Origin of the sequence: Sphingopyxis sp. H053, assembly GCF_001468225.1 — a bacterium.
In the GTDB taxonomy this organism is placed as follows: domain Bacteria; phylum Pseudomonadota; class Alphaproteobacteria; order Sphingomonadales; family Sphingomonadaceae; genus Sphingopyxis.
In genome coordinates, this window is record NZ_LNRU01000012.1 from 98,373 (window position 1) to 120,153 (window position 21,781).

Below are 21,781 nucleotides of genomic sequence, written 5' to 3' on the forward strand. Positions count from 1 at the left end.
GACCGGTGACGGACCTATTGCGAGGCGAATCATGCGTGAGAATCACAGCCGCTATTCCACCGTCTCGATCGTCCTGCACTGGACGATCGCCATCCTGATCATCGCCAATGCCACCTTTGGCGGCTGGATGGAGGACGCCTCGGACAGCGAGAAACTTGGCTATTATCATCTGCACAAATCGGTCGGGATCACGATCCTCGCGCTCAGCATTATCCGGCTCGGTTGGCGCTTCGGCCATCCCTGGCCGGCCTTCCCCGGCGGCATGCCGTCATGGGAACGGATGCTCGCGCGCACGACCCATGTCCTCTTCTATGTGCTGATGATCGGCGCCCCGCTTCTCGGCTGGGCCGCAGCGTCGGCGGGCGGGGCGCCTGAAGTGCCGCTTTACGGCGCCGTGCCCGCGCCCAATCTTCCGCTACCGCTGAACGAGGATCTCGCCGAAGAGCTCGGCGACATACACAAGCTGATGGTGAAGGCCATTTACGTCGTGCTCGCGCTGCATGTTCTCGGCGCGCTCAAGCATCATTTTTTCGACAAGGACGAAGTGCTCCACCGGATGCTGCCGCTGTTTCGCAATCCGCGCGGCTGACACGCGTCGGCGTCACGGCATGCTGTCGTCGCGGCTGAGCAGGCCGAGGGTGCGCTCATCGCGCTCGCCGCCGAACCAGCGGATGAGCGCGGCGGAGAAGAGCGGCCGCCGGCTCACGGCCTCGAACAATGTCAGCGATGAACGCAGCTTGACGGCGTCGACCTCGCCGAAGACCGCCACCGGGTCGCTTGCCGGCAGGTCCTGGATCGCTTCGACGCATTCGGCATAGCGCGCGCCGAGAAGCGGATGGGCCAGATAGGCCCGCGCCTCATCGGCTCCCGCGAGACCGTAGAGCTTCGACGTCGCGCTTCGGCCAAGGCCTGCCAGCTGCGGGAATATGAACCACATCCAGTGCGAGCACTTCTTGCCGCGGCGAATCTCGCCGAGCGCGCGCGGGTAGATTTGCTCTTGCGCGGTCACGAACAGATCGAGTCCCTCTTCGTTCGTCATAAGGCAAGAGCGCCTTGTGCAGGCGGCTTACCATATACCTGCGTCACCTCGAGGCTGCCTTCGGGAAGCCATTTCAATATGTCCTCGGCCGGAACGCGCGGATCGAGCCAAGCGGCCCATTGATCGCGTGGCAGCGGAATGATCTGGCGATGGTGATAGGGTGCGATGTCGGGACCTGCGTCCATGGTCAGGAGGCTGAAGGCTTCGCCGACATGGCTGTCGCGCCAGACGCCGGCCATGCAGAACCAGCGATGGTCCTTCAGCGTGAACAGCCACTTGTCGAGCCGCTTCTGCGCAGGGTCGGTGGGATCGGTGAACTCATAGAAACCGTCGCAGAGGACGAGGCATCGCTGCATGCCGAGATCGCGGCGCTCCGAGCGCACATTATAGACCGGTTTGCCGCCCTGTCCGGGCCAGCTCCAGCGCCGGTTGACGAGCGATCCGGCGGCGGCGCCGTCGCTGCTCTTCACGATCGGCGCTGTATCGGTGATGCGGACATCCTCGCGCGCCGGCACGTTCGGTGCGCCCTCGGGCATGTCGATCTTGATCTGGAGGTTGTCGAAGTCCTCGGCGATCGACGCGATGTCAATTTCGAGCCGATAATCATTGCACATGCGCGTCGGCCCCCTCGCCCTTGCGACTCAACATCGTTCCCATTATGTTCCACATATGGGTATCGCGCCAACCCCTTTCGATCCCGACGCCCCGAGCGGAGGCGTGCAAGCGCTCGTCCGGCGCAATCCCGACAATATGACCGAGATCGAAATGGTCAAAGCGGTTTGGGGTTCCGACCCGCGGTTTAGCGACGGGATCAATTATCGTTTCGTGCGCGCCGAGGGCCGCGCCTTCCCGGCGCGCCGCTGCCTGATCCCGGCGTCCGAGTTTCGCATGGGAACCGGCGATCACCGCTACCGGGTGACGCTCGACAGCGGCAATTTCTTCTATCTCGCCGCAGTGTGGGACCCGCCACTCGCCGACTGGCCGCTGTCCTACCGCATCCTCACCATCCCGGCGGGCGCCGATGTCATTCCCTATCAGTCGCGCCACGGCGTGATCATCCAGCGGCGCGACGCGAACCATTGGCTCGACGGCAGCCTGCCGAACGAGCTGCTGTTCGAGGAACCGCCGCGTCGCACGCTGTTCGTTGAGCCTTTGCGCAAACAGGCGGAACTTCCGCTCTAGGTCATGATGTCGCCGGCCCGCAGGGCCCGAACAACCGCACTCTTGGCGAGCCCGCAGCGGGGCGGCGTGCGATGCGCTCCCGTGCCTAGCCGCCGCCCCGCAAGGATAGCGAGCCGAGTGTGCCGCGCGGCCAAAACAAAAGTGCGACCCCTGGCCGAGCCTGCGAGGCCAGAGCGCGCTCATCAGATGCCGCGCCCGACATGCCGCCGCGCGGCCGTCCCGCCGGGCACGCCGGCGGGACGTACCGGCTCAGCCGTTCAGACGATCCTTGACGGCCTTCGCGGCGCCGAAGGTCAGCTTCTTCGAAGCCGCAATCTGGATGGTTTCGCCAGTCGAGGGATTGCGGCCTTCACGCGCGGCCGATTCCTTGACCTTGAACTTGCCGAAGCCGTTCACCGAGACTTCGTCGCCCTTGGCGGCGGCGTCGGTGATCGCAGCGAAAACGGCATCGACAGCCTTCTTCGCATCGGCCTTGCTCAGACCAAGTGCGGTTGCGACGCTGTCCGACAGTTCGGCGTGGTTCATAAAATCATCTCCTTGAGCGGCCGGAAGGATCCCGGCCGGGCGGGCGCTATAGCGCCGCGGACGGATCGGCGCCATCTGCGCCGCGCCAAGGCGCGGCACGGCGAGTTGCACTCGGTGGCGGCGTGCGGCAGTAGCGGCGGATGCTTCCCCACCGCCTCATCGCATCCGCCCTGCTCCTGCTGGCTGCCGCCTGCTCGCCCGCGACCTCCGCACCCGCGAACCCGTCTGCTCCATCGAAACCGCTCAAGCTTGCGAGCTGGAACCTGGAATTTCTCGCCGCGAGGAACGGCGAAGGCTGCAACCCCAGGGATGACAGCGATTATGCCGCGATGCGCCGCATCGTCGACGACCTCGACGCCGATGTGATCGCCTTTCAGGAGGCCGAGAATGAGACCGCCGCGGCGCGGGTCTTCGACCCCGCCAAATATGTCGTGATCATGGAAGCGCGGAAGGGCGCGCCGGGCGGCACCTGCGGCGGCAAGTTCCCGTCGCAGACGGTGATCCGCCAAGCGGTCGGTTTTGCGATCCGCAAGGATATGGCCTTCGATCGCCATGCCGATGTGACGTCGCTGATGCGCGGCAACGAACAGCTTCGCTCGGGCGTCGACATCACGCTCCGCCCCGAGGGCCGCACACCGATCCGCCTTCTCGGCATCCACCTCAAGTCAGGCTGCTTCTCCGGGAACGAGGCGAAGGCCTGCCCCATATTCCAGGACCAGATTCCGGCGCTCGAAGCCTGGATCGACGCGGCCGCCGCCGGGCCCGAGCGCTTCGCGGTGCTGGGCGACTGGAACCGGCGGCTCGCGCTTCCCGGCGACGCGATCTGGACTAAAATCGACGATGGCGATCCGGCCAACGCCGATTTGATGCTCGCCGACGCGGGCCAGCCGCCGGCCTGCGATCCGCGTTACGACAGTTTCATCGATCATATCGTGCTCGACCGGCGCGCCGCCGCCGACCGGACGGGGTTCAGCGAAACGCTCTATGCGCCCGGCGAGAAGCATTATTCGGACCACTGCCCGATCGCGGTCACGCTGCGGCGATAGAAAAATTCCGGGCCTCGAAGTAGCCCACGGAACCATCGCGCGCCCGGCACGTTTCACTTACCTGTCCAGACGAAAGAATGGCAGAATTTGATCGCATCTTCGGATGCAATCTAGGGAAGCCCCGCTGCAGCGATGTAGCGGGGCTTACCATTTCCGCTCCGCAGATATGCGGGCGCCATGCCGCAGGCGAGAAGCCAAGCGGCCCGACGATCATTCTGCGTCAGGCACGTCCTCGACACTTTCCCGACCGTCGTCATCAGGAAGGGGAACCTGCTCCGGAACTTGCTCGGGGCCGGTCGGGGGAGAATCGGGATGCGGGTCGGGCGGTGCGCTTGCCATGACAGCTCCTATGGACGTTGCCACTGGGAAACGGCCGGCAAGTCCTGCGGTTCCGGCGAGCCCGAGCCGCCCTGCGATCAGGCCGCAGGCCCCGGCACAAAATAGATCCAAAATGGTTTGATCTGGCGGCGGCACTTCCGTTTCCCCCCTGTTGACGATAGCGTGCCGCGCCATGACCGTGGGGGAAGAGGAATCGATCGGACCGGGATCGTTGTGGCTGCGATGGGATCCGCACGTCCACGCCCCGGGCACGATCTTCAACGACCAGTTCAAGGGCGATTGGGAAGCCTATCTTGCCGCGATCGAGGGTGCGACGCCGGCGATCCGTGCGCTCGGTATTACCGACTATTACGGGCTTGAACTCTACAAGGAGGTTCGCGCGCGCAAGGAGCAAGGTCGCCTCAAGGACTGCGACCTGATCTTTCCGAATATCGAGCTTCGGTTCAGCGTGGGAACCGCGCGGTCGTGGATCAACGCCCATCTGCTCGTCTGCCCCGACGATCCCGATCATATCGAGCAGCTCACGCGCTTCCTTCAGCGCCTGACCTTCAAGACCACGACCGACACCTTCGCCTGTAATCCTTCGGAGCTGATCCGCCTGGGACGTTCGCTCAATTCCGAGCTGACCGATGATCGTTCAGCGCTTCGCCACGGCTCCGAACAATTCAAGGTAAGCTTCGATCAGCTCCGTGAAGAATATAAGGGGATGAGCTGGGCGCAGGAGAATATCCTGATCGCGGTCGCCGGCGCGAAGGGCGATGGGACATCGGGACTTCAAGATGGCGCAGACCAAGCTTTGCGCCAGCAGATTGAACATTTTGCTCACATCATGTTCGCGTCGAGCCCGGCGCAACGTGAATTTTGGCTCGGCCGAAAAACCAGTCGCGAGCATATCTGCGAGACCTACGGCGGGCTCAAGCCCTGCATGCACGGCAGCGACGGGCATTCTGTGGAACGAACGGGCGCGCCCGATGGCGACCGCTATACCTGGATCAAAGGTGCGGCGACATTCGACGGACTGAAGCAGGCCTGCATCGATCCCGAGGGCCGCGCTTACGTCGGGACCGAGGCGCCGCCCGCAGCTGCGCCGTCTGAGACGATCCACCGTGTGACCCTGACGAATGCGCCGTGGGCCCCCAATTCGGTGATCGATCTCAACCCGGGCCTCGTCGCGATCATTGGTGCGCGCGGGTCCGGCAAGACCGCGCTGGCCGACATGATCGCAGCGGGCTGCGATGCCCATGCCGACCAGCTCCCTATGCAGTCTTTCCTGGTTCGGGCGAGCGAATATCTCGACGATGCGACGGTGAAGCTCGATTGGGGCAATGGCGTTGTCACCGAACGCGGCCTCGATAATGCCGCGGCGGCATGGGACGGCTACGCCCGCGCTCGATACCTGACACAGCAGTTCGTGGAATCGCTCTGCTCACCGGAGGGAATGACCGATGGCCTGCTGTCGGAAGTCGAGCGCGTGGTCTTTGACGCCCACAGCCCGACCGAGCGAGAGGGCGCGGTCGATTTTGCGGACCTTCGCGACCTCAAGGCAGCCCGGTTCCGCGAGGCGCGACGCCGCGAAGAACAGAAGCTCGAGGAATTGTCCGACCGGATCAACATCGAGCTCGAGAAGCAATCTCAGATCGTGGCCATTCGGAAGCAGGTCGACGAGAAGAAGCTCAAGATCACCCAGCTCACCGAGGACCGCGGCAAGCTTGTCCGCAAAGGCAGCGAGGACCGGATCAAGCGCCTCGAGGCCCTGACCGAGGCGGCAAACGAAGTGCGCGCACGGGTTAGGCGCCTGACCAATCGCGAGCAGAAGTTGCTACTCGTCCAGGACGAGGTTTCGGACTTCCGGACCCATCAGGCGCCCGAAAATCTGCGCGATGCGCAAGAGCGCCACAAGGATGCCGGCATAGCCGGAGAGGCGTGGGACCCGTTTCTGACGCAGTACAGCGGCAATGTGGACGGCATCATCAACGACAACCTGTCCTCCACCCGGAAGAACCGTGACGGGTGGCGCGGGATCGATATCGCAATCACCGATCCAGCGACCCCGCTCATCGCCGACGATGCCGATCTGACGAGACTTCCCCTTGGCCGGCTCGATGCGGAAATCCGGCGGCTCGGCGATATCATAAACGTCGACAAGGAAACACGCGAACGGTTCAATTCCCTGTCGACGAAAATCACGACCGAGACCGAATTGCTCTCGGTCCTGCAGGACAAGCTGAAGGACTATGAGGGCGCAGAGGAGCGCGCCAAGGGCCTGCCTACGGAAAGGCAGTCAAGCTACCGGCGGATCTTCGAAGCGGTGTTTTCGGAACAGCAGGTCCTCAACGACCTTTACGCACCCATCCGGGCGCGAATGGACGAGACGGGCGGGACGCTCGGGAAGCTTGCATTCACCGTCACCCGCCGAGCAGACATGGCGGAGTGGGCAAAGCGCGGCGAGGATCTGCTGGACCTTCGCCGACAGGGCCCGTTCCGCGGCGAGGGCAAATTGCTCGAGGCCGCGAATGACGAGCTTCGCGGCGTTTGGGAGAGTGGGACCGCCGAAGAAGTGACCGAGGCGCTCAAAGACTTTCGCCAAAAATATCAGAAGAGCTTCTTCGAACATGCTCTCGCACAGCGCAGCGATGCCGCCGCATTCCGCGGCTGGCTCAAGCTGTTCGCGCGCTGGCTCTATGGCACCGATCATATCGAAGTCCGGTACAGCGTCGATTATGATGGGGTCGACATCCGCAAACTTTCGCCGGGCACGCGCGGCATCGTACTCCTGCTGCTGTACCTCGCGCTCGACAACGCAGATGAGCGGCCGCTGATCATCGATCAGCCCGAGGAAAATCTCGATCCCAAGTCGATCTATGATGAACTCGTCGGCCTGTTCCTCAAGGCCAAGGCGAAGCGCCAGGTCATCATCGTCACGCATAACGCCAATCTGGTGATCAACACCGACGCCGATCAGGTCATCGTTGCATCGGCCGGCCCGCATCCGGGGGATGGCTTGCCCGAGATCGCCTATGCGAGCGGCGGCCTCGAAGATGCACCGATCCGCAAGATGGTCTGCGACATTCTCGAGGGCGGGGAACATGCGTTTCGCGAGCGCGCACGGCGCCTGCGCGTTCGCCTGGAGCGTTAGTCTCGATATTTTGCACGGGCTCAAGGGGGAGCAAAACCAATGAGGAAAATCATTCTGGCTGCGGCGCTGATCTGCGCGCCGGGACTGGCGCAGGCGCAATCGGGCTGTGCAGCCTATACGGGCACCATGGTGCAGCCCCAGACCTTCGACCAGGCTATCGCGTCCATCAAGCCCGTCGCGCCGAAGGACGAATTCGAGACCAGCGATGCATACCGCGCCCGGCTCGCAGCAGCGGGCGGCTCCGGCCCCCTCATCATCTCGAAGAAGATCGAAGGCGCGGAATATCTGGCCTATAATGCCGATCTCGGAGCCTTCGAGGTGAAGTCCTACCTGTTCGACAATACGAACTTCAGCGCTTGGGACACCTTCTATTATGCAAAAGTCGAAAGTCCGAAGGCCCAACCTCGACGTGACGATTTCGAGCAGCGAGGTCACGACCGGCACCTATTCCGCGCAGAATGGCTTCGGGGCGAAGGCCACCATCAGCAAGATTACCCGGACCGAGAACGCGATCTTCGAGGGTGAACCGGCGCGCTATGGCGAAGAGCTTTTCATCGCCAACAAGGGTGGGGTCATCGGGACCATCCCCATGAGCGTCGCCGAAGCGCAAGCCTTCAAACCCCAAGCCAAGATTGCCTTTGTTGTCGTGCCGAAGCTCCCGAATGTCGTTCGCGCCACCTACCCCTATGGCAAGACGACGATCAGCAATCCGACCGATATCACGGTGAATTCGACGGTCCTGGTCGCCGACATTCAGTGCGGCCTGCTCATGGACGGGACGAACAAGGTCGTCGCAGCCTTCACGACACGATGACCGCGTCAGAAGATCCCGGAGACAATTCCGGTCATAATGCGGCCGATCACCGCGCGGAGGATGAGGCAGAACGCCCACAGCCGCCGGTCGACGAACTCCTCGTTCTCGACGAGCGCCAACTCATCCGGATCGAGGCCGTACACAGGGGTTTCCTCTACCAGCATCTTTTCGCGGCAGCGTGCCTTCTCCTCGCGGGAAAGGCGGGAGCCGAACATATCATCGTCGAGCGGGACGAGGACATTGAAGTCCAGCTTCCGGACGCCCGTATCTATGCGCAGGTCAAAACGCGGCAGGACGTCCTCAATCCCAGTGATATTTCAGGAGCACTAGAGCGTTTCGAGGACATACGTGCGGATCATCAGAACGGCCTGCGAGCTGGCGACGCGAGATTCGTGATCGCGACGAATGCGCCTCCGTCGCCAGCCCTGCTCAAGAAGATTGCCGCGGATGACTGGCCTGACGATGTCGAGCTGCATTGGCCAGGCGGTCCTGAGCCCTCCGACAATTGCCTGCCTCGACCTGCCGACAATGTTGCCGGTATGGCTGCATATTGCTCGGATCTCGCGGCGCAGCTGCCATTCGGGTTGCTCAGGCCGGAGACGCTGACCTGGAAGCTGGCCGCCATGGTCATGCTCGCATCCGCTGGCACGCCTCCGCGCGAGGATCACAGTTTTTCCCGCGAGGAATTGCCGGACCTGTTCGAGCAGCTCGTGGTCCAGATGCAGCAGCTTCCGGCGCCGCCCCCGGTGTACCGCGCCCAGGTCGACGAACCCGCCCTGCTAAGTGACCAGCCCGTCCGCATCATAGCGGGACTTTCGGGCTCGGGGAAAACCGCCTGGATGGCCGAGGCCGCGGTCCATGCTGCGCTCCCGGTCACCTATCTCGACGTTGGGGACACGCCGGGACCCGCGCTCGCGTCAGCGGTAGCGCGCGAAGTGGCGGCGAAGATGTTCGGTCGCTCCAACGACAAGCTCGGCGAAATTCTTCTGCCGGGCGCGAGCGGATTGGACATGGTGAGCGCGCTGAGCATCAAGCTCGGCGAAGACGGCCTTCACGCGGCTGTCGTCATCGATAACAGCCACCGCATTCCCGCGGCCGATATAGAGGCGCTGGTAGCACGGGGCCCCAATCTCCGATTTGTCCTGCTGAGCCAACCGGGTCGGCACATCGCCGAACTCGAAGCAGGACTAGATATTCAAGCCGAGACTCTGAACGGCTGGGACGAAGACACTATCGCGGCGGCAGTTCAAGATGCTGGTTGCCGTGCCGATTTCGGCGATTGCGAGCGGCTATCCAGAATTACCGGAGGCCTGCCATTTTATGTACTCAATGCGGCGACGATCGCGGCGCGCGAATATGGCGGCGACATTAGGGCCTTTTGTACGGATATCGAGCAGCAGACCAATATCGTCGAGACGGCTCAAGAGATTATCCTGAGGCGCGCGTTCGAAGGCTTGCCGCCGGTCGACAGAGAAACGATCGCGGTCCTGAGCCTCGCCGATGTCGCGCTCTCACGGGACGAAGCCAGTGCCTTGCTTCAAGCCGCATGCGACATCGACGCGAAGGCGGCCACGGCCCGGTTGCGCGCGCTTCCCGCAACGGGTGCGCTGGAATTATTCGGGAATAGCGGCCTAAAAATTCACGACGCGGTGAGGATACTCGGCAAAGCGGACGTCTCGGCAAAGGGTCAGGACTTCGAGCAGAAAGCCTTGGGCTCGCTGCAGCGGGTCATCGTAAGCTCGATCCGGACCAACTGGAGCCTCGCGAAGTTAGGACTGCTCATCCGTCTGTTCGGGCTTCTCGGTCAGGCGAGAATATTGGTGCAGTTTGCCACAGACGAATTGTTCCACGAACTCGGGGTCTGGCCGGAAATCGAACCCTATCTGCTGACGATCGCGGCCGATCCGAACGGAGATGCCGAGACAAGGCTGTGGGCGCTCGACGGCCTGGTCTTCAATGATCTGCGCGAGGGAGATTATGAGGCCGGCCGGGAGCGGGTCGACGAGATGGAATCGCTGCTGAGGGCGAACGAGCTCGGCGACGAGGAGTGGATGGCCTGGGGCATGAAGCGGATGTTGCTCTTGTCCGAGCTTGGCGACATTGATGGCGTCCGGGCCATGCTTGACGAAGTTTCGGATCGACTTCCCGACCAGCCCGAACATCTGCGCGTGTTTCGCTACAATCGCGCCCTCGCCCTCTTCAAGCTCGGCGACAACGATACAGCGGTAAGTGAGGCACTCGCCCTCATCGGCGAATATTATCGGGAGCTCGGGATCAGGCCCGACGATGTGATAGGACGGAACGCCCCCGAACTTCGGGAGCTTCTTCCCAAAGACGAAGATCTCACCGATCGGCTGAAACATCTGGCAGACAGTCACGATCTTTTCGCGCAGGCCTTGGGCCGGAAGAGCCAGCGATCTACTCTCGCACGCATCCATGCGATGAAATTCTACGAACTGTCGCAATCCTACCAGTCATTCGTCCGGGTTGGTCTCGATCTTGTCGAAGAACTGGTCTGGGTGAACGACTTCATAAGCGCCCGCGAGGCCTTCGAACGGAACATCTTCCCCATCTTGCAAGGCGCGGGCCTCGCGGGGCCCGTTCTCGAAGCTCGCGCTCTATATGCGGTGGTTCTTGCGTACTGCGGCGACCATGATGCGGCGGCGAACGAGGTCGAGCGGCTGCTGCCGTTCGAGGATGCGATGGATCCGAACCATCGCGCGGCATTCCAGGAGCAGAAGGCCATCATTCGCGAGGTTCGGCGCAAAGGCGGTCCCCCGCAGCGACAGGTTGTGATTCCTGCCCCTTTGCAGGCGCTGTTCGATCAGCGTCGCGGTGCCCCCAGGGAGGTTGAGCCGAGGAAAAAGGTCGGCCGCAACGAAAAATGTCCCTGCGGTTCTGGCAAGAAATACAAAATCTGCCACGGGCGATGATCGCGAGCGGCTAGAGTCGGTCGTAGATGGCGTTCGGCAGAAGTTTCATCAGGCCAGCGACGAGCCACCAGCGTTTGGTGACATAGGCATGAGACTTACGGGCGCGGATGGCGCCGTAGATCTGCTTCGCCGCCTTTTCAGGCGAAGCAACCCAGAAGAGTCCGTCACCCTTCGCCATCGCGGTGTCGACGAAGCCGGGCCGCACGTCGGTCGTTGCAATCGGCAGGCCCCGGCGCGCCATGTTCTGGCGTAGCGCCTCCATATAGTTGGAGACGAAGGCCTTGGACGCATTGTAGGCAGGCGCGTCGCCGCTTCCCCGCAATCCCGCGATCGACGAAATGGCCACCAGATGCCCCGTGCCTTGGGCGATGAAGTGCTGCATGCCGATATTGGCCGCGGCCGCGAAACCTTCGACATTCACCGCGATGGTCTCGCGTTCCGCCTCCCAGACAAGATCGGCATTTATGTGGCCGACCCCGGCACTGATCACCAGCAAGTCGAGCCCGCCAAGCCGCTCGATCAGGGCGGCGAGTCCGCGTTGCATCGCGGTCGTGTCGGCCACGTCGAACGCCTCGTAGATTATCGAACCGGAAGAATTGCCAGCGAGATTGGCGAGCAGGTCGCGGCGCCGACTGGTGACGCCAACCGAATAGCCATGATGCGAGAGCAGCATCGCCAGCTCTCGGCCGATCCCTGAACTCGCGCCGACTATGATCGCTTTGTTCACGGGCAAGCTCTTGGAATGCGCCGGAACGAAACTGCGATCACAGCCTTCGTCATCAGATTTCGAATGCCTTGAGGAAGTCGGCCATAATTTCCGCGGCATGTCGCTGCCGCAAGATCCGGGCGTTCAGCAGATCGGGGTCGGCCGAGACATCGGCTTCGTCGTCTTCGAAACTTGCCACGGCGACGGGCCCGTCGCGCAAATAGCTCTCGTCGGGATTGGGATCGCGGAAGCGAGCCGCCATGCGAGTAAGAGCCTCGCGTATCGCCTCGGCATGCGGACCGGTCAGTGCAGCCGCGAATGCGGATTGCGCCGCGCCGACGCCACCTTCCAGATTCTCGATGCAGTAGATCAGGTCGTGCGCATCCTTGCGCTCGAACCTCTGATCGAAAGCAAAGGCCTTGAGACAGGTGAAGGTGACGATATCAGCGTAGCGCACGACCTCGGTGGCACGGCCCTTACCGTTCAGCAGGTCCGCCGTGATTTCGACGGTCCCGTGATGGTCGAACACCATGGAAGCGTGGGGGATGTTCAACGCCGAGACATTTCCGTCCGAAGGAAGTTCCTTTACCTTGCCGCCTCCAAGTTCCGGCGAGTCCGCCAGAAACTCGAGGATCATCGTCGTGCCGTCCTCGATCTCGGCGCGCCACCGCCAGGATTGCTTCGCACCCTTTTCATTCTCGGCGCGCTCGAAGTTCATCGCCTTTAGATTTTCTTCTAGCGTACTGTAGGCTTCGGTCGTCGTGAGGATTCCGACGTCGACGACGATATCGACGTCACCCGTGCCCGCATGTTTCGGGACTTTCGGCGGCCTGGCGGTCACGAGATAGCGCGGCGCGAGTCCGCCGACGAGAAAGACCGAATCCTTCCATGGTCCAAGCCCGCGCAGGAGCGTGACCAGTACGCGCTCGCACGCGTCGGTGACCATGTCCTCATAGCCGCTGATCGTCTGTGGTTTGGGCATTATTTATCCAGACATTCGCTACGGAGGTGCATCGCCAATTCACGGGAACGGCCGGACGCCTGGAGCAGGTCGAGATAGACCTGCAGCGGCGGCGCATAGCAGACGCCATCGATCCGTTGGCCGACCGCGACATCGCGCCGGCTCTTCGCCTCGATGATACCGAGATTCCACCCCTCCGCCACGGGCCGGGCGTCGAGATTGAGCAGCGCCTCGATCAGCTTCTGCCCGGGCTCGATCCGGCAACGAAGCTGCGAGATGGAAGAAAGATAGGGGGCATAGATTTGAGCGGCTACCTCGCCGGTGACCGCATAGGCGGCTTTCGCCTCGTCGCACGCCTGATCAAGGCGCAGCGCCAGCGCCAGTGCGTCACTCCCTTTCGGGACATAGTAACGCCGCACTGTCGGCGCCTTCTGATCGCTCGCATAGCTGGTCCAAGCTTCGAGAAGGGGCCGTGCGGCGCGCAATCGACGCTGTTTCGACGGACCCGCCCCCTGCACATCCACCCACTCGCGCCGTTCGAGTTCCGTGAGGGTCTCGGAAGCCGTAGCGGGCGATACGCCGCTCGCATCGGCGAGATCCTTCACGCCCAGCCAGTCCTGCCGCCTCTCATAAATTTCATGGAGTGCGCGCGCCTTTTGCCCCTGAAAAATGGAATCGAATTTCTTCGTCCCTTTTTTCGGAGCCGGTTTATCGAGAAATATGAATGCCTTTTTCCCCGGAATATAAAGCGAGCCTCCGAGGTCGTAATATCCGACGCGCTCTTCCCGAAAAATCTCTCGAGCGCCCGGCGAGATCGCACGGGCGACAAAAAAAGGAATGATTTCCCGGTCGTCACCGGAATTGCTGAGATGGGCCTGATTATTCCGAAGCTGCCAGATTGCTTCGCGCACATCGCGCGGAAAAAGCTGCGCCTTGATTTCGACAAGCAATAAGAGCGGCTGGCGGCCGATATATGCGCCGATCAGGGCGTCGGCGCGGCCGCGAGGCCCGATTTCGACCTCATATCGCTCGATTTGCGCGTGCGACTGCGGCAGCGCCAAAAGCGCCTCCAAAAGCGCATCGAGCAATTCGCGCTGAGAATTTTCAAATTCGGCCATATTTTGTGCCCAGCAAAAATCACCCTAAAAGTGAATATTCGGAAAAACCTTGATATTTGCTGCGCAGAAAATTTGCATTAAAAAAATGGAAAAAATTTCATCTGAAATCTGGAAAGCGTCGAAACTGGCAACGCTCCGGTGGCGTCAACGAAGGATTTTGGCGTCACCGCGCCTCGAGGGTGATTTCACGCCTGCTGAACTGAGATGGCAATTTGATCTCGATATCGCCCGATGTGATAGCCCAATCGGTCGTCACCAAGGCTGGCTCTTCGCCACTATCGTCCTCGGACACCAGCACCTCAACATAAATAGCCGCGCTGGAAGTTGGACGAGCATGGTAAGTCCGAATATCCAAATCAGGCTCTCCCCGCCGCGAGATGACATACTCATGACCCGTCTCACGAACGTCGGCTTCGACCTCAGCCAAGACTTCGACCTCAAGGACAAAATCCTGTCCCTCCTCGGATTCGTCGACGAGAAACACGCTCGAAATCTCAAGATCGAAGAACTCGACATCTTCAACCTCGATATCGACACGGCGCGGACGATAGGAGTTAAGGCGTGCCCTCAGCCTTTCGAGCAGGGACGCGTCTCCACGGACATGCGCTTCAAGACGCTTCACCAACTGGGCTGACGCCAGAGCCAGCGAGAGAAGCTGGGCAACGGAGTCCAATTGGATCAGATCGTCCCGTCCCTCGCAGAATTTCACCAGGTCCGGATCCTTGCCAACCACATATATTCTGGGTCGACCGGGCCGGATCCAGGCGAGGAGGCTCGACAGCACAAAGGCGTCCGGAAACTCGCTCTTTTTTTTGCCCTCCCCAAAGGGCGCAGCACCAGCAAAATAATCGTCAAAAATCGCTTTGTGATCGGCAACAACGGGGATTTCGGTAAATTTTGCTGTCGCTAGGAATTCTCGAAAGCGCGCGTGAAGCAGTGCCTTCCGATCGGCTGGATCGGTATCACCAAAGGGACCGCTTTCTCCAAGCTGGCCAAAAATCGCGCCGTGCTTCTTCGCTGCTGCTTCCGCCTCCGCCAGCGCTTCCGAAAGTCTCGCTTCAACCTCCCGCGTGGTGATGGAAGTCGTGATCGGCTCGAGCGTGCTCTTCGACGCTAGATCGATCAGGCTGGACCAAGTTCGCGATTGCCAGTCGAGACCCGCCGCACGAAAAGCCTCGGTATCGATGAAAGCATATGGTGTGACGAGGCGCTGTCCGCGCGGTGCTGGTGGTTCGCTCATCGTTGCAAACTAGCTTTTGCGACGGATTTCCTCAATCGTTCCCTTGAGCCTCGCCGCCCAATGCGACGCTTGAGAGAGAGCTAAGAATGGCGCAAAACTGGCTCACATAGGCCGATGGACGGAGAACTAGCCTCAATTTGGTTCTAAATCTCAAATCGCCACTGCATGGACCGGGTCGCCGACGCTAGAGTTGATCGTCGGAGGTGACGATGATCATTTTCAAGATGCTGGCGATCGCCAGCCTGACGATCCTGACAGCATGTGCTCCGCCGGAGCCACGCAGCGTTCAATATTTCGAGGCCAATCTCGATGAGGCACGCGACGTCGTCCAAAGCTGCACGGCGGGCGACAAGCGCGGCGATGAATGCAGCAATGCCAATGTCGCGGTCGAGACTGCCGAGGGAAAGGCCAAATTCGAGCGGTTCCGCGGGAAAAAGTAGCGGGTCTCAACCTGCCTGACGCGCTGTTGTCTCAAGCTCAGCGATGCGGTCACGGCAAATAGTCTCGACGATACCGGCGAGATGCTGAACCCGCGCGCCGAGCCATTCCAGTTCGTCGGCGGTGATCGCGTAATGCTTCGAATAGCGCGCCTTGATGTACGCTTCCTTCAACTTTTCGAACCGCGACCGGTCGGCCTTAACTTCTCGCGGCCATGCCTCGATCAATCGATCATCGATCCGCTCGGCTTGGGTGCGCAGGAAAACAAGATTATGGATGTGCGGCGTGTGGAAAGTGCATACCAATAAGATGCAGTGGTAATATCGTTCCGTCGCCTGATGAAGCTGAAAGGCCGCATTGTTCAACCAACCTGCAGCGACAGCGCTTCGATAGTGATGAAGAAACTGCGCTCCGCTAGGATACCACTCATCAAAATACTCGCGCGCCATCTCGAGCGCCGCATGCGGCGTCATCGGCTTGGGTTCTGCGAGCTCCTTCCCGTCGGCCTCGTACAGCGCGATCCCGTCACGAGCGACGTCGATGAAGAAATAGCGACCCTGCGTCAGTCCGGCATTCACCTCGTCGAGACTGTGAACGATGAAATTCACCGGCGTGCGGAGCCGCTTCGTTACCGACAGCTCACGAATGAGCCGGTCGTCGAGCTTCGACCAATAGTCCGCCCGATCGGTCAGCCGCTTGTCGTTGACGATGATCAGCAGGTCATAGTCCGACTGATAGCCCTTCGCCGTGTGCGGCTCGTCGACCCACCCACCCCGTGCATAGCTGCCGTAGAGGATGATCTTGGAAATCCGGCCCTTGCGCTTCCAGTCCTGCGTCGCGAGCGCCAGCGCATCCTCGAATTCCTCGAAGATGATCTCGACGACGCGCTCGATCTCGCGTTGCTTGTGCGGGGGAAGATGTTCGAGGCTGCTCTGCATTGGGGTCACCCTAACAAGGTGGCGGCACCCTTGCACCCGGAAGATTGTTCCGATGCGCAAGGATGCCGCAAGATGGCCGCCGCTCAGTCGGCGGGTGTCCAGATGATCGCGAAAACATCGTCGCGATCCTGCCCCGCGGCCCGCCCGAGATTGGCGTAGATGCGCCGCGGCCCGAACTCGGGGGTCGCGAGCGAGAGCGAGACATAGGGACGCCCCGATTGCTCGGCGACGCGAATCCAGCCGGCTCCGATCTCGACGCCATCGGACCAAACGCGATAGTCGGGCTGCACATCGCTCGCCTTGCCGCGGTTGGGGCGTATCTCGATCGGTGCCTTGATCGACAGCGTGATGAGCTGGCCCACAAAGCCCTTCTCGATGCTGCCGCTGACGATGCCGATGCTCGCCATGTCGATACTCCTGCTGATTTGCCCGGGACCATCCCGGGCGTGCAGCCGGGCGGGTCGGCGGCTTGAGGCGCTTGCGCACCCGAAGGGCCGAAGCGCAGCGGAGGAGTGAGGCTACGCCTCGCTTGCGCGGGCGCCGCCGCCGACCAGATTGGCGGAGCGCTCTTGGGTGGGACCGGTCGAACTTCGAAAATGGAAGAGCGATCAGGGCGAGCGATCGCGCCAAGGATATGACGAAGCCGAAAAGGGAGCTGCATCGATACGGATGCTTCCCGGCCTCGTCGCGGCGATATATAGGCCTGCTCTATCGGGCGTGGTTCTTCTGAAGGCACGCGCTCGACGGTCGTAACTCTGCTGAACAGGATCGTGTCGATGCCGTGGCCCAAAGGTACGCGCGCCCTCGTGCTGCACAATGCAAAGGCGCGGCAGGGCGAGCAGGCGCTCGTTCCCGTTCGCGAGCGCCTCGCTGCCGGCGGCCTTCTGGTGACGGTCGAGCCGTTCGAGAGCTTGCCCGAAATTGCACGCGACGTGACACGCTTGCATCAGACCGCCGATATCATTGTCGTGTGCGGCGGCGACGGTTCGATCTCATCCGCCGCGCCCGCGGTGATCGAGAGCGGCCTGCCGCTGGGAATCATTCCCGCCGGAACCGCGAATGACTTGGCGCGCACCCTGTCGATCCCGCTCGACTTCGCGGCGGCGGCCGACGTCATTGTCGAGAGTCACAGCCGACGGATCGATGTCGGCATGGTCAATGGCCATGCCTTCTTCAATGTCGCGAGCATCGGGATCAGCAGCGAACTTGCGCAGAAGCTCGACCCGGCGATCAAGAAAAGGTTCGGCCGCCTCGGCTATGCCGTCGCCGCGCTGCGGGTCATCCTGGCTGCCCAGCGGTTCCGGGCGAGGATCAGGGAGAAGGGCGAGTCGAGGACCGTCAGCACCTATCAGGTCGCGATCGGCAACGGGCGTCTCTACGGGGGAGGTAATGTCGTAGAAGAGAATGCCGCGATCGACGACGGCACGCTCGATCTTTATAGTCTCGAGGTCAAAAACCTCTGGAAGCTCGCCCTCATGCTTCGCGCCTTCCGGTCCGGCACGCATGGCGCGTGGAAGGAAGTGCGCACCGCCAAATGCGTCGAGTTCGATATCGAGACGCGGCGGCCGATGCCGGTGAACACCGACGGTGAGATCGTCACCGCGACGCCTGCGCATTTCCGCGTCTTGCCTCGAGCGATATCGGTGCTCGCCCCGTGCGAATGCCCGACCACCGCACGGCAATTCCCGCTCTACCATCACTGACCGAGCGAAGGCCCAGCGCAGTTGCGGCTGCAGCGTGCGGCGACGATTTTCAGTCGTTCGAAATGGCTCTGTGACATCGCGCCGCGCGGACGTCCAAAAATCGTCTCGTTAAGTATTTGAAAAATTTGAGTTCATATCGAAGGTTGAAAAACGAGGAGGCACAGGGTAGTTAAATTAATAAATTAAGCAGTGTGACATCGACCATGACCACCATCGCGCAATATCTTTCAGAGCATGGCCCATCGCGCTCGTCGCTGATTGTCGAGGCGCTCGTCGCTGCCGGAGCGAGCCCAGAGGCAGCGCGCCAGCGCGTCGCTCGGGTCGCAAAACCGATACGCCGCTTTCCAGTCCCGATGCTGCCCAAGCGCGAAGCCTTTCTCTATCTCGACAAGGATCGGAACAGCGAACGCTTCTGGCAGAATTTCATTCGCGACATGCGCGCGACCAATTCGGTCTTCGCTGCATCGGTCGATGGCATGATCGCACGCGGCGGCCTCATCCGTGCCGACCAATTCGCGTCGATCAGCGGCGCGACGGTCATCCCGCAGCGCGGACAGCTGCCGGTCGAGACGGTCGCGCAACGCCTGATCGCCGCAGGGTTCATCAAGGAAATACATAATATCGACCACGGCCGATGTTTCGAGCTCGCGCCGTCGCTGGCTTTCGGCACGCCTGCCGGACTAAGGGCCCGCGACCTCACAGAGGGGATTCTGCTCGACGGAATGCGCGAATGGGCGAGGAAGATCGGATTTGCGAGCTACAATCTGATCCGCATCCGCGGCGACGAAGAACTCCAGCCCATCGGCCCCTTCGCCTTCGATTTCGCCGGCCCGAGCTACCTGCTTCCGCTCCAGGGTCCCGGCGGCAAGCCCGGCTTCATTGTCGCCGACGTGTTCGCTGAGGGGCGGCTTACCGCCGACGAAATCCAGTTCTTCATCCGCAAGGCGAGGATGCTCAAGGCGACCCTCAAGAATATCGGGGTGTTGTCGATCATTGTCGCGGAAGAATTTACCGGCGAAGCAATGAAGGCTGGCCATGCCGCGGGCGTGATGCTCGCCACGCCGAAAGATCTGTTCGGCAAACGGGTTGGGGTGGCGATTGCGTCACTATGCGAAGTCCTAAAAAATGCCGCCAAATATGCATCGTCCAGTCCTGAGCGGCTCACATACCTCCTCGACAATTTGCTCGACATCGAGGGACGCAGCCTCAACCTGCGCGGCATCCTATTCGAGTTAGTGGTCGGCTACCTCGCCCGGCGAAGCGCTATCTCTATCGATATGGGGGTTACCGCGCGAAATCCTGCGACCGGCCAGACCGCGGACATAGACGTTCAGGCCATCACCCAGCAGTCGAGCGCGGTGACAGCGATCGAATGTAAAGGCAAAGAGCCCGGCGGATCACTGTCGCGCGCTGAGGTCGAAATCTGGCTCAAAAAGATTCCGATCTTTCGTGCGCACTATGCGAACCATGCCGCCCTACGAGAAGCCGAACATCGCTTCGAGATATGGACGAGCGGAACGATCGATGCCGACGCTCTCTATCTTCTCAAGGAAGAAAAGGCCAAGCGGTCCAAGGCGCCGATCGACTGGAAGGACGGGGATGCGGTTCTTGCGTTGGCGCGTGCCGGAAAGGAAAAGGGTATCGCCGACGCGCTCAACCAACATTTTTTCAAACACCCGTTCGCCGAGGTCGGCAAGACGCTCGCGGCCGAAAATCCTCCAGAGTTCAATTTCCCGTCGTTCATGATGCCTGCTTTCAAGCCAGACACGGGACCCGGCCCCTCGGGGCTGCCCGCCCTTCCCGACCTTTCGGGGATGGTCACCGAATGCTCACTCGACGACGAACTAAAGGGCGCGAAATAGCCTCGCGGTCCGCAGGAATTTGACTCGATCTGGACCTATCTCCGCACAGCCGGCTTGCAAGCGACAGGGGCAAAGCTATGCTTTGAGGTGCATCGGGCAAGGCGCACGGTGCCAGGCGTGAGAACCTGCTTAGCTTAGTTTTCCTATTCCATCCTGCCGGGTGGCCGCTGCGCATGTCCAAGCCCTCGGGCTAAAGGCGGCGGCGCTTGTTCGCTAAGCAAGTTCTCAACGCCCGGCTTGCCGCCTTCGTCCCGAACGGGAAGGCGGCAGGTATGGACTTCGAGGACAAGGACAGCGAGCGACCGGGTATTGCCGGCGGCGACCCCTTGCCGCCAGAGGATTGGGAGCGCTTCGGCCGATCGGCGCGCATCGAGGCGATCTACTCCGAACACCGCCCCCAAATAACCCGCTTCTTCAAGAGCCGCGCGCCGACCCAAGATGTCGGCGACCTTGTGCAGGAAGTCTTCAGCCGCTTTGCGAGCGCGCGCGGCGGCCTCGCTGCGCTGGTCGAAGGCCCCGGAGCCTATCTCGTGAAGAGCGCCCGGATGCTCCTCGCCGAATATGGTCGCGCCGACGGGCGCCGTCACCGGTCGCAGCACGACAGTTTCAGTGACGAGCATGAGGGAGCGAGCGACCCGCACGCCGCGCTCGAAGCGCGCGACGTCCTTCGCCGGGCAGAAAGAGCCATTTCGAGGCTATCTCCGCTCACGCGCGAGATTTTCCTGATGCATCGCTTCGAAGGACTACGCTATCCCGAGATCGCTCGAATCAAGGGAATCAGCGTGAAGACGGTCGAAAGCCACATGACCAAAGCCCTTGCCGCCATCAAGCGCGCGCGGGGTAAGCAGTGAGCCGCGCCGAAAGCGAAGCCACCGCCTGGCTCGACAAGATGATGGGCCCCGATGCCGACCAGCACCGGGCGGCGTTCGACGAATGGCTGGCCAAGCCGGACAACGCCAAGGCCTATGACGAAGCGCGCGACAATTGGAACTGGTCTGCGGCGATGTCGCCGTCCCGGATCGAGGCCGATGTTCGGGCCGATGCCCGGGAGCGTGAACCCGGCGGGCGGCGATGGGCTTTTGCCACAATTCTCGCTGCGGTGATCGCGGTCGGGTTCGCCTGGTATCTGGTCGGCCGCGACAGCGATCAGCCGATCATCGCCACCAATTCGGCGCAAGGCGAGAGCCAGCTCGCCGACGGGACGCGCGTGACGCTGATGGACGGCGCCCGCATCGAGACGCGCTTCTCGGACGGCGAACGCCGCGTCATTCTGTATGACGGCCGAGCCAGGTTCGAGGTCGCACACGACGCGTCGCGTCCCTTTCTCGTCGAGGCCGGAGATTCGGTCACGCGCGCGCTCGGCACCATCTTCGAGGTCGATCTCCGCGCGGATGTTCCGCGCATCGCGCTGGTCGAAGGCTCGGTCGAAGTGCGGCGCCTCGAAGGCGGAAAGGCACTTCGCCTCCGCCCCGGCGAACGCGCCGAGGTCAGGTCGACCGGCCCCCAGACGATCAAGAGCGAGGAGGCGAACGCCCCGGCCAAATCACTGTGGGCCGACAATCTCCCGCTTGGCGCGATCCTCGACCGCGCTGGCCGCGAGAATGGCGTCAAGATCAGCTTGGCCGATCCGGCGCTGGCATCGCTGCAGGTGACGGGACGCTTCGACATGACCGATGCCCGGAAACTTGCGCTGAAGCTCGGCGCCGCGCTCGATCTCAAGGTCGAGTTCGGTGCGAACGGACCGATTCTCGGCGCGAAATCCGAGTAGGACACCCAAGAAAAACCCATAGGGTGTTCGGAG

General features: G+C 61.8%; 21 protein-coding genes. 12 read left to right on the plus strand and 9 right to left on the minus strand.

Features of this window, described 5'->3' with window-relative positions:
• The first annotated feature begins 31 nt into the window (after nt 1-31).
• Nucleotides 32-589, plus strand: coding sequence for a cytochrome b (locus ATE70_RS20195; protein ID WP_037553336.1), 558 nt, complete (start codon nt 32-34; stop codon nt 587-589).
• A gap of 12 nt (nt 590-601) precedes the next feature.
• Here ATE70_RS20195 and ATE70_RS20200 read toward each other — a convergent pair whose 3' ends face one another.
• Nucleotides 602-1,039, minus strand: a complete 438-nt coding sequence (locus ATE70_RS20200) for a DUF1810 domain-containing protein (protein ID WP_037553335.1) — start codon at nt 1,037-1,039, stop codon at nt 602-604.
• Nucleotides 1,036-1,653 carry an SOS response-associated peptidase family protein gene (locus ATE70_RS20205; protein WP_037553333.1) on the minus strand — a complete coding sequence of 206 codons (618 nt, stop codon included), beginning with the start codon at nt 1,651-1,653 and terminating at the stop codon, nt 1,036-1,038. The genes ATE70_RS20200 and ATE70_RS20205 overlap by 4 nt, the downstream gene beginning before the upstream one ends.
• A gap of 55 nt (nt 1,654-1,708) precedes the next feature.
• Between ATE70_RS20205 and ATE70_RS20210 the strand changes: the two genes are divergently transcribed.
• A complete protein-coding gene (locus ATE70_RS20210; RefSeq protein WP_037553332.1) occupies nt 1,709-2,221 on the plus strand; it encodes an SOS response-associated peptidase family protein in 513 nt (170 codons plus the stop codon).
• A 249-nt stretch (nt 2,222-2,470) separates the two neighbouring features.
• Here ATE70_RS20210 and ATE70_RS20215 read toward each other — a convergent pair whose 3' ends face one another.
• Nucleotides 2,471-2,746 (minus strand): HU family DNA-binding protein, encoded by a 276-nt coding sequence (locus ATE70_RS20215; protein ID WP_037553418.1) that lies wholly within the window; start codon nt 2,744-2,746, stop codon nt 2,471-2,473.
• A gap of 140 nt (nt 2,747-2,886) precedes the next feature.
• Between ATE70_RS20215 and ATE70_RS20220 the strand changes: the two genes are divergently transcribed.
• The 5 genes from ATE70_RS20220 to ATE70_RS20235 all read left to right on the plus strand — a co-directional run bounded on the left by ATE70_RS20220 (nt 2,887) and on the right by ATE70_RS20235 (nt 11,014).
• A complete protein-coding gene (locus ATE70_RS20220; RefSeq protein ID WP_037553331.1) occupies nt 2,887-3,792 on the plus strand; it encodes an endonuclease/exonuclease/phosphatase family protein in 906 nt (301 codons plus the stop codon).
• Nucleotides 3,793-4,303: 511 nt separating this feature from the next.
• Nucleotides 4,304-7,267, plus strand: coding sequence for a TrlF family AAA-like ATPase (locus ATE70_RS20225; RefSeq protein WP_037553330.1), 2,964 nt, complete (start codon nt 4,304-4,306; stop codon nt 7,265-7,267).
• A gap of 39 nt (nt 7,268-7,306) precedes the next feature.
• A complete protein-coding gene (locus ATE70_RS25535) occupies nt 7,307-7,792 on the plus strand; it encodes a hypothetical protein (RefSeq protein ID WP_231732706.1) in 486 nt (161 codons plus the stop codon).
• Between the two features lie 64 nt (nt 7,793-7,856).
• Nucleotides 7,857-8,081 (plus strand): hypothetical protein, encoded by a 225-nt coding sequence (locus ATE70_RS25785; protein ID WP_231732707.1) that lies wholly within the window; start codon nt 7,857-7,859, stop codon nt 8,079-8,081.
• Nucleotides 8,078-11,014, plus strand: a complete 2,937-nt coding sequence (locus tag ATE70_RS20235) for a YecA/YgfB family protein (RefSeq protein ID WP_197411522.1) — start codon at nt 8,078-8,080, stop codon at nt 11,012-11,014. Before ATE70_RS25785 ends, ATE70_RS20235 begins: the two co-directional genes overlap by 4 nt.
• Nucleotides 11,015-11,024: 10 nt before the next feature.
• On the opposite strand, the gene ATE70_RS20240 is transcribed toward ATE70_RS20235, so the two are convergent.
• The 4 genes from ATE70_RS20240 to ATE70_RS20255 all read right to left on the minus strand — a co-directional run bounded on the left by ATE70_RS20240 (nt 11,025) and on the right by ATE70_RS20255 (nt 15,039).
• On the minus strand, nt 11,025-11,741 hold the full coding sequence (locus ATE70_RS20240) for an SDR family NAD(P)-dependent oxidoreductase (protein ID WP_037553328.1): 717 nt from the start codon (nt 11,739-11,741) through the stop codon (nt 11,025-11,027).
• 52 nt (nt 11,742-11,793) lie between these two features.
• A complete protein-coding gene (locus ATE70_RS20245) occupies nt 11,794-12,702 on the minus strand; it encodes a hypothetical protein (RefSeq protein WP_037553327.1) in 909 nt (302 codons plus the stop codon).
• Nucleotides 12,702-13,769, minus strand: coding sequence for a MarR family transcriptional regulator (locus ATE70_RS20250; protein ID WP_231733420.1), 1,068 nt, complete (start codon nt 13,767-13,769; stop codon nt 12,702-12,704). Before ATE70_RS20250 ends, ATE70_RS20245 begins: the two co-directional genes overlap by 1 nt.
• A gap of 193 nt (nt 13,770-13,962) precedes the next feature.
• Nucleotides 13,963-15,039 carry a PIN domain-containing protein gene (locus ATE70_RS20255; RefSeq protein WP_037553323.1) on the minus strand — a complete coding sequence of 359 codons (1,077 nt, stop codon included), beginning with the start codon at nt 15,037-15,039 and terminating at the stop codon, nt 13,963-13,965.
• A gap of 209 nt (nt 15,040-15,248) precedes the next feature.
• On the opposite strand from ATE70_RS20255, the gene ATE70_RS20260 reads away from it, so the two are divergent.
• Nucleotides 15,249-15,479, plus strand: a complete 231-nt coding sequence (locus ATE70_RS20260) for an EexN family lipoprotein (protein ID WP_037553321.1) — start codon at nt 15,249-15,251, stop codon at nt 15,477-15,479.
• A 6-nt stretch (nt 15,480-15,485) separates the two neighbouring features.
• On the opposite strand, the gene ATE70_RS20265 is transcribed toward ATE70_RS20260, so the two are convergent.
• Nucleotides 15,486-16,415 carry a HEPN domain-containing protein gene (locus tag ATE70_RS20265; protein ID WP_037553319.1) on the minus strand — a complete coding sequence of 310 codons (930 nt, stop codon included), beginning with the start codon at nt 16,413-16,415 and terminating at the stop codon, nt 15,486-15,488.
• 83 nt (nt 16,416-16,498) lie between these two features.
• On the minus strand, nt 16,499-16,822 hold the full coding sequence (locus ATE70_RS20270) for a DUF736 domain-containing protein (RefSeq protein WP_037553318.1): 324 nt from the start codon (nt 16,820-16,822) through the stop codon (nt 16,499-16,501).
• A 369-nt stretch (nt 16,823-17,191) separates the two neighbouring features.
• Between ATE70_RS20270 and ATE70_RS20275 the strand changes: the two genes are divergently transcribed.
• The 4 genes from ATE70_RS20275 (at nt 17,192) to ATE70_RS20290 (ending at nt 21,748) form a co-directional block, all read left to right on the plus strand.
• Nucleotides 17,192-18,118 carry a lipid kinase gene (locus tag ATE70_RS20275; RefSeq protein WP_052181962.1) on the plus strand — a complete coding sequence of 309 codons (927 nt, stop codon included), beginning with the start codon at nt 17,192-17,194 and terminating at the stop codon, nt 18,116-18,118.
• Nucleotides 18,119-18,321: 203 nt separating this feature from the next.
• Entirely contained in the window at nt 18,322-19,980 is a 1,659-nt protein-coding gene (locus tag ATE70_RS20280; protein WP_037553316.1) for a hypothetical protein, read from the plus strand.
• 206 nt (nt 19,981-20,186) lie between these two features.
• The gene (locus ATE70_RS20285; protein ID WP_136173115.1) at nt 20,187-20,831 is read left to right on the plus strand and encodes an RNA polymerase sigma factor; all 645 of its coding nucleotides are present in this window, start codon (nt 20,187-20,189) and stop codon (nt 20,829-20,831) included.
• Complete coding sequence (locus ATE70_RS20290; RefSeq protein WP_052181960.1) at nt 20,828-21,748, plus strand: FecR family protein; 921 nt, start codon at nt 20,828-20,830, stop codon at nt 21,746-21,748. The genes ATE70_RS20285 and ATE70_RS20290 overlap by 4 nt, the downstream gene beginning before the upstream one ends.
• Nucleotides 21,749-21,781: the final 33 nt, after the last annotated feature.

Excerpts from the sequence above, each read along its gene's own strand:
- ATE70_RS20270 (WP_037553318.1), bottom strand. The coding sequence starts at position 16,822 with ATGGCGAGCATCGGCATCGTCAGCGGCAGCATCGAGAAGGGCTTTGTG.
- ATE70_RS20280 (WP_037553316.1), top strand. The coding sequence starts at position 18,322 with ATGACCACCATCGCGCAATATCTTTCAGAGCATGGCCCATCGCGCTCG.
- ATE70_RS20255 (WP_037553323.1), bottom strand. The coding sequence starts at position 15,039 with ATGAGCGAACCACCAGCACCGCGCGGACAGCGCCTCGTCACACCATAT.
- ATE70_RS25535 (WP_231732706.1), top strand. The coding sequence starts at position 7,307 with ATGAGGAAAATCATTCTGGCTGCGGCGCTGATCTGCGCGCCGGGACTG.
- ATE70_RS20260 (WP_037553321.1), top strand. The coding sequence starts at position 15,249 with ATGATCATTTTCAAGATGCTGGCGATCGCCAGCCTGACGATCCTGACA.
- ATE70_RS20205 (WP_037553333.1), bottom strand. The coding sequence starts at position 1,653 with ATGTGCAATGATTATCGGCTCGAAATTGACATCGCGTCGATCGCCGAG.
- ATE70_RS20235 (WP_197411522.1), top strand. The coding sequence starts at position 8,078 with ATGACCGCGTCAGAAGATCCCGGAGACAATTCCGGTCATAATGCGGCC.
- ATE70_RS20220 (WP_037553331.1), top strand. The coding sequence starts at position 2,887 with ATGCTTCCCCACCGCCTCATCGCATCCGCCCTGCTCCTGCTGGCTGCC.
- ATE70_RS25785 (WP_231732707.1), top strand. The coding sequence starts at position 7,857 with ATGAGCGTCGCCGAAGCGCAAGCCTTCAAACCCCAAGCCAAGATTGCC.
- ATE70_RS20265 (WP_037553319.1), bottom strand. The coding sequence starts at position 16,415 with ATGCAGAGCAGCCTCGAACATCTTCCCCCGCACAAGCAACGCGAGATC.
- ATE70_RS20245 (WP_037553327.1), bottom strand. The coding sequence starts at position 12,702 with ATGCCCAAACCACAGACGATCAGCGGCTATGAGGACATGGTCACCGAC.
- ATE70_RS20275 (WP_052181962.1), top strand. The coding sequence starts at position 17,192 with ATGCCGTGGCCCAAAGGTACGCGCGCCCTCGTGCTGCACAATGCAAAG.
- ATE70_RS20225 (WP_037553330.1), top strand. The coding sequence starts at position 4,304 with ATGACCGTGGGGGAAGAGGAATCGATCGGACCGGGATCGTTGTGGCTG.
- ATE70_RS20215 (WP_037553418.1), bottom strand. The coding sequence starts at position 2,746 with ATGAACCACGCCGAACTGTCGGACAGCGTCGCAACCGCACTTGGTCTG.
- ATE70_RS20200 (WP_037553335.1), bottom strand. The coding sequence starts at position 1,039 with ATGACGAACGAAGAGGGACTCGATCTGTTCGTGACCGCGCAAGAGCAA.
- ATE70_RS20210 (WP_037553332.1), top strand. The coding sequence starts at position 1,709 with ATGGGTATCGCGCCAACCCCTTTCGATCCCGACGCCCCGAGCGGAGGC.
- ATE70_RS20195 (WP_037553336.1), top strand. The coding sequence starts at position 32 with ATGCGTGAGAATCACAGCCGCTATTCCACCGTCTCGATCGTCCTGCAC.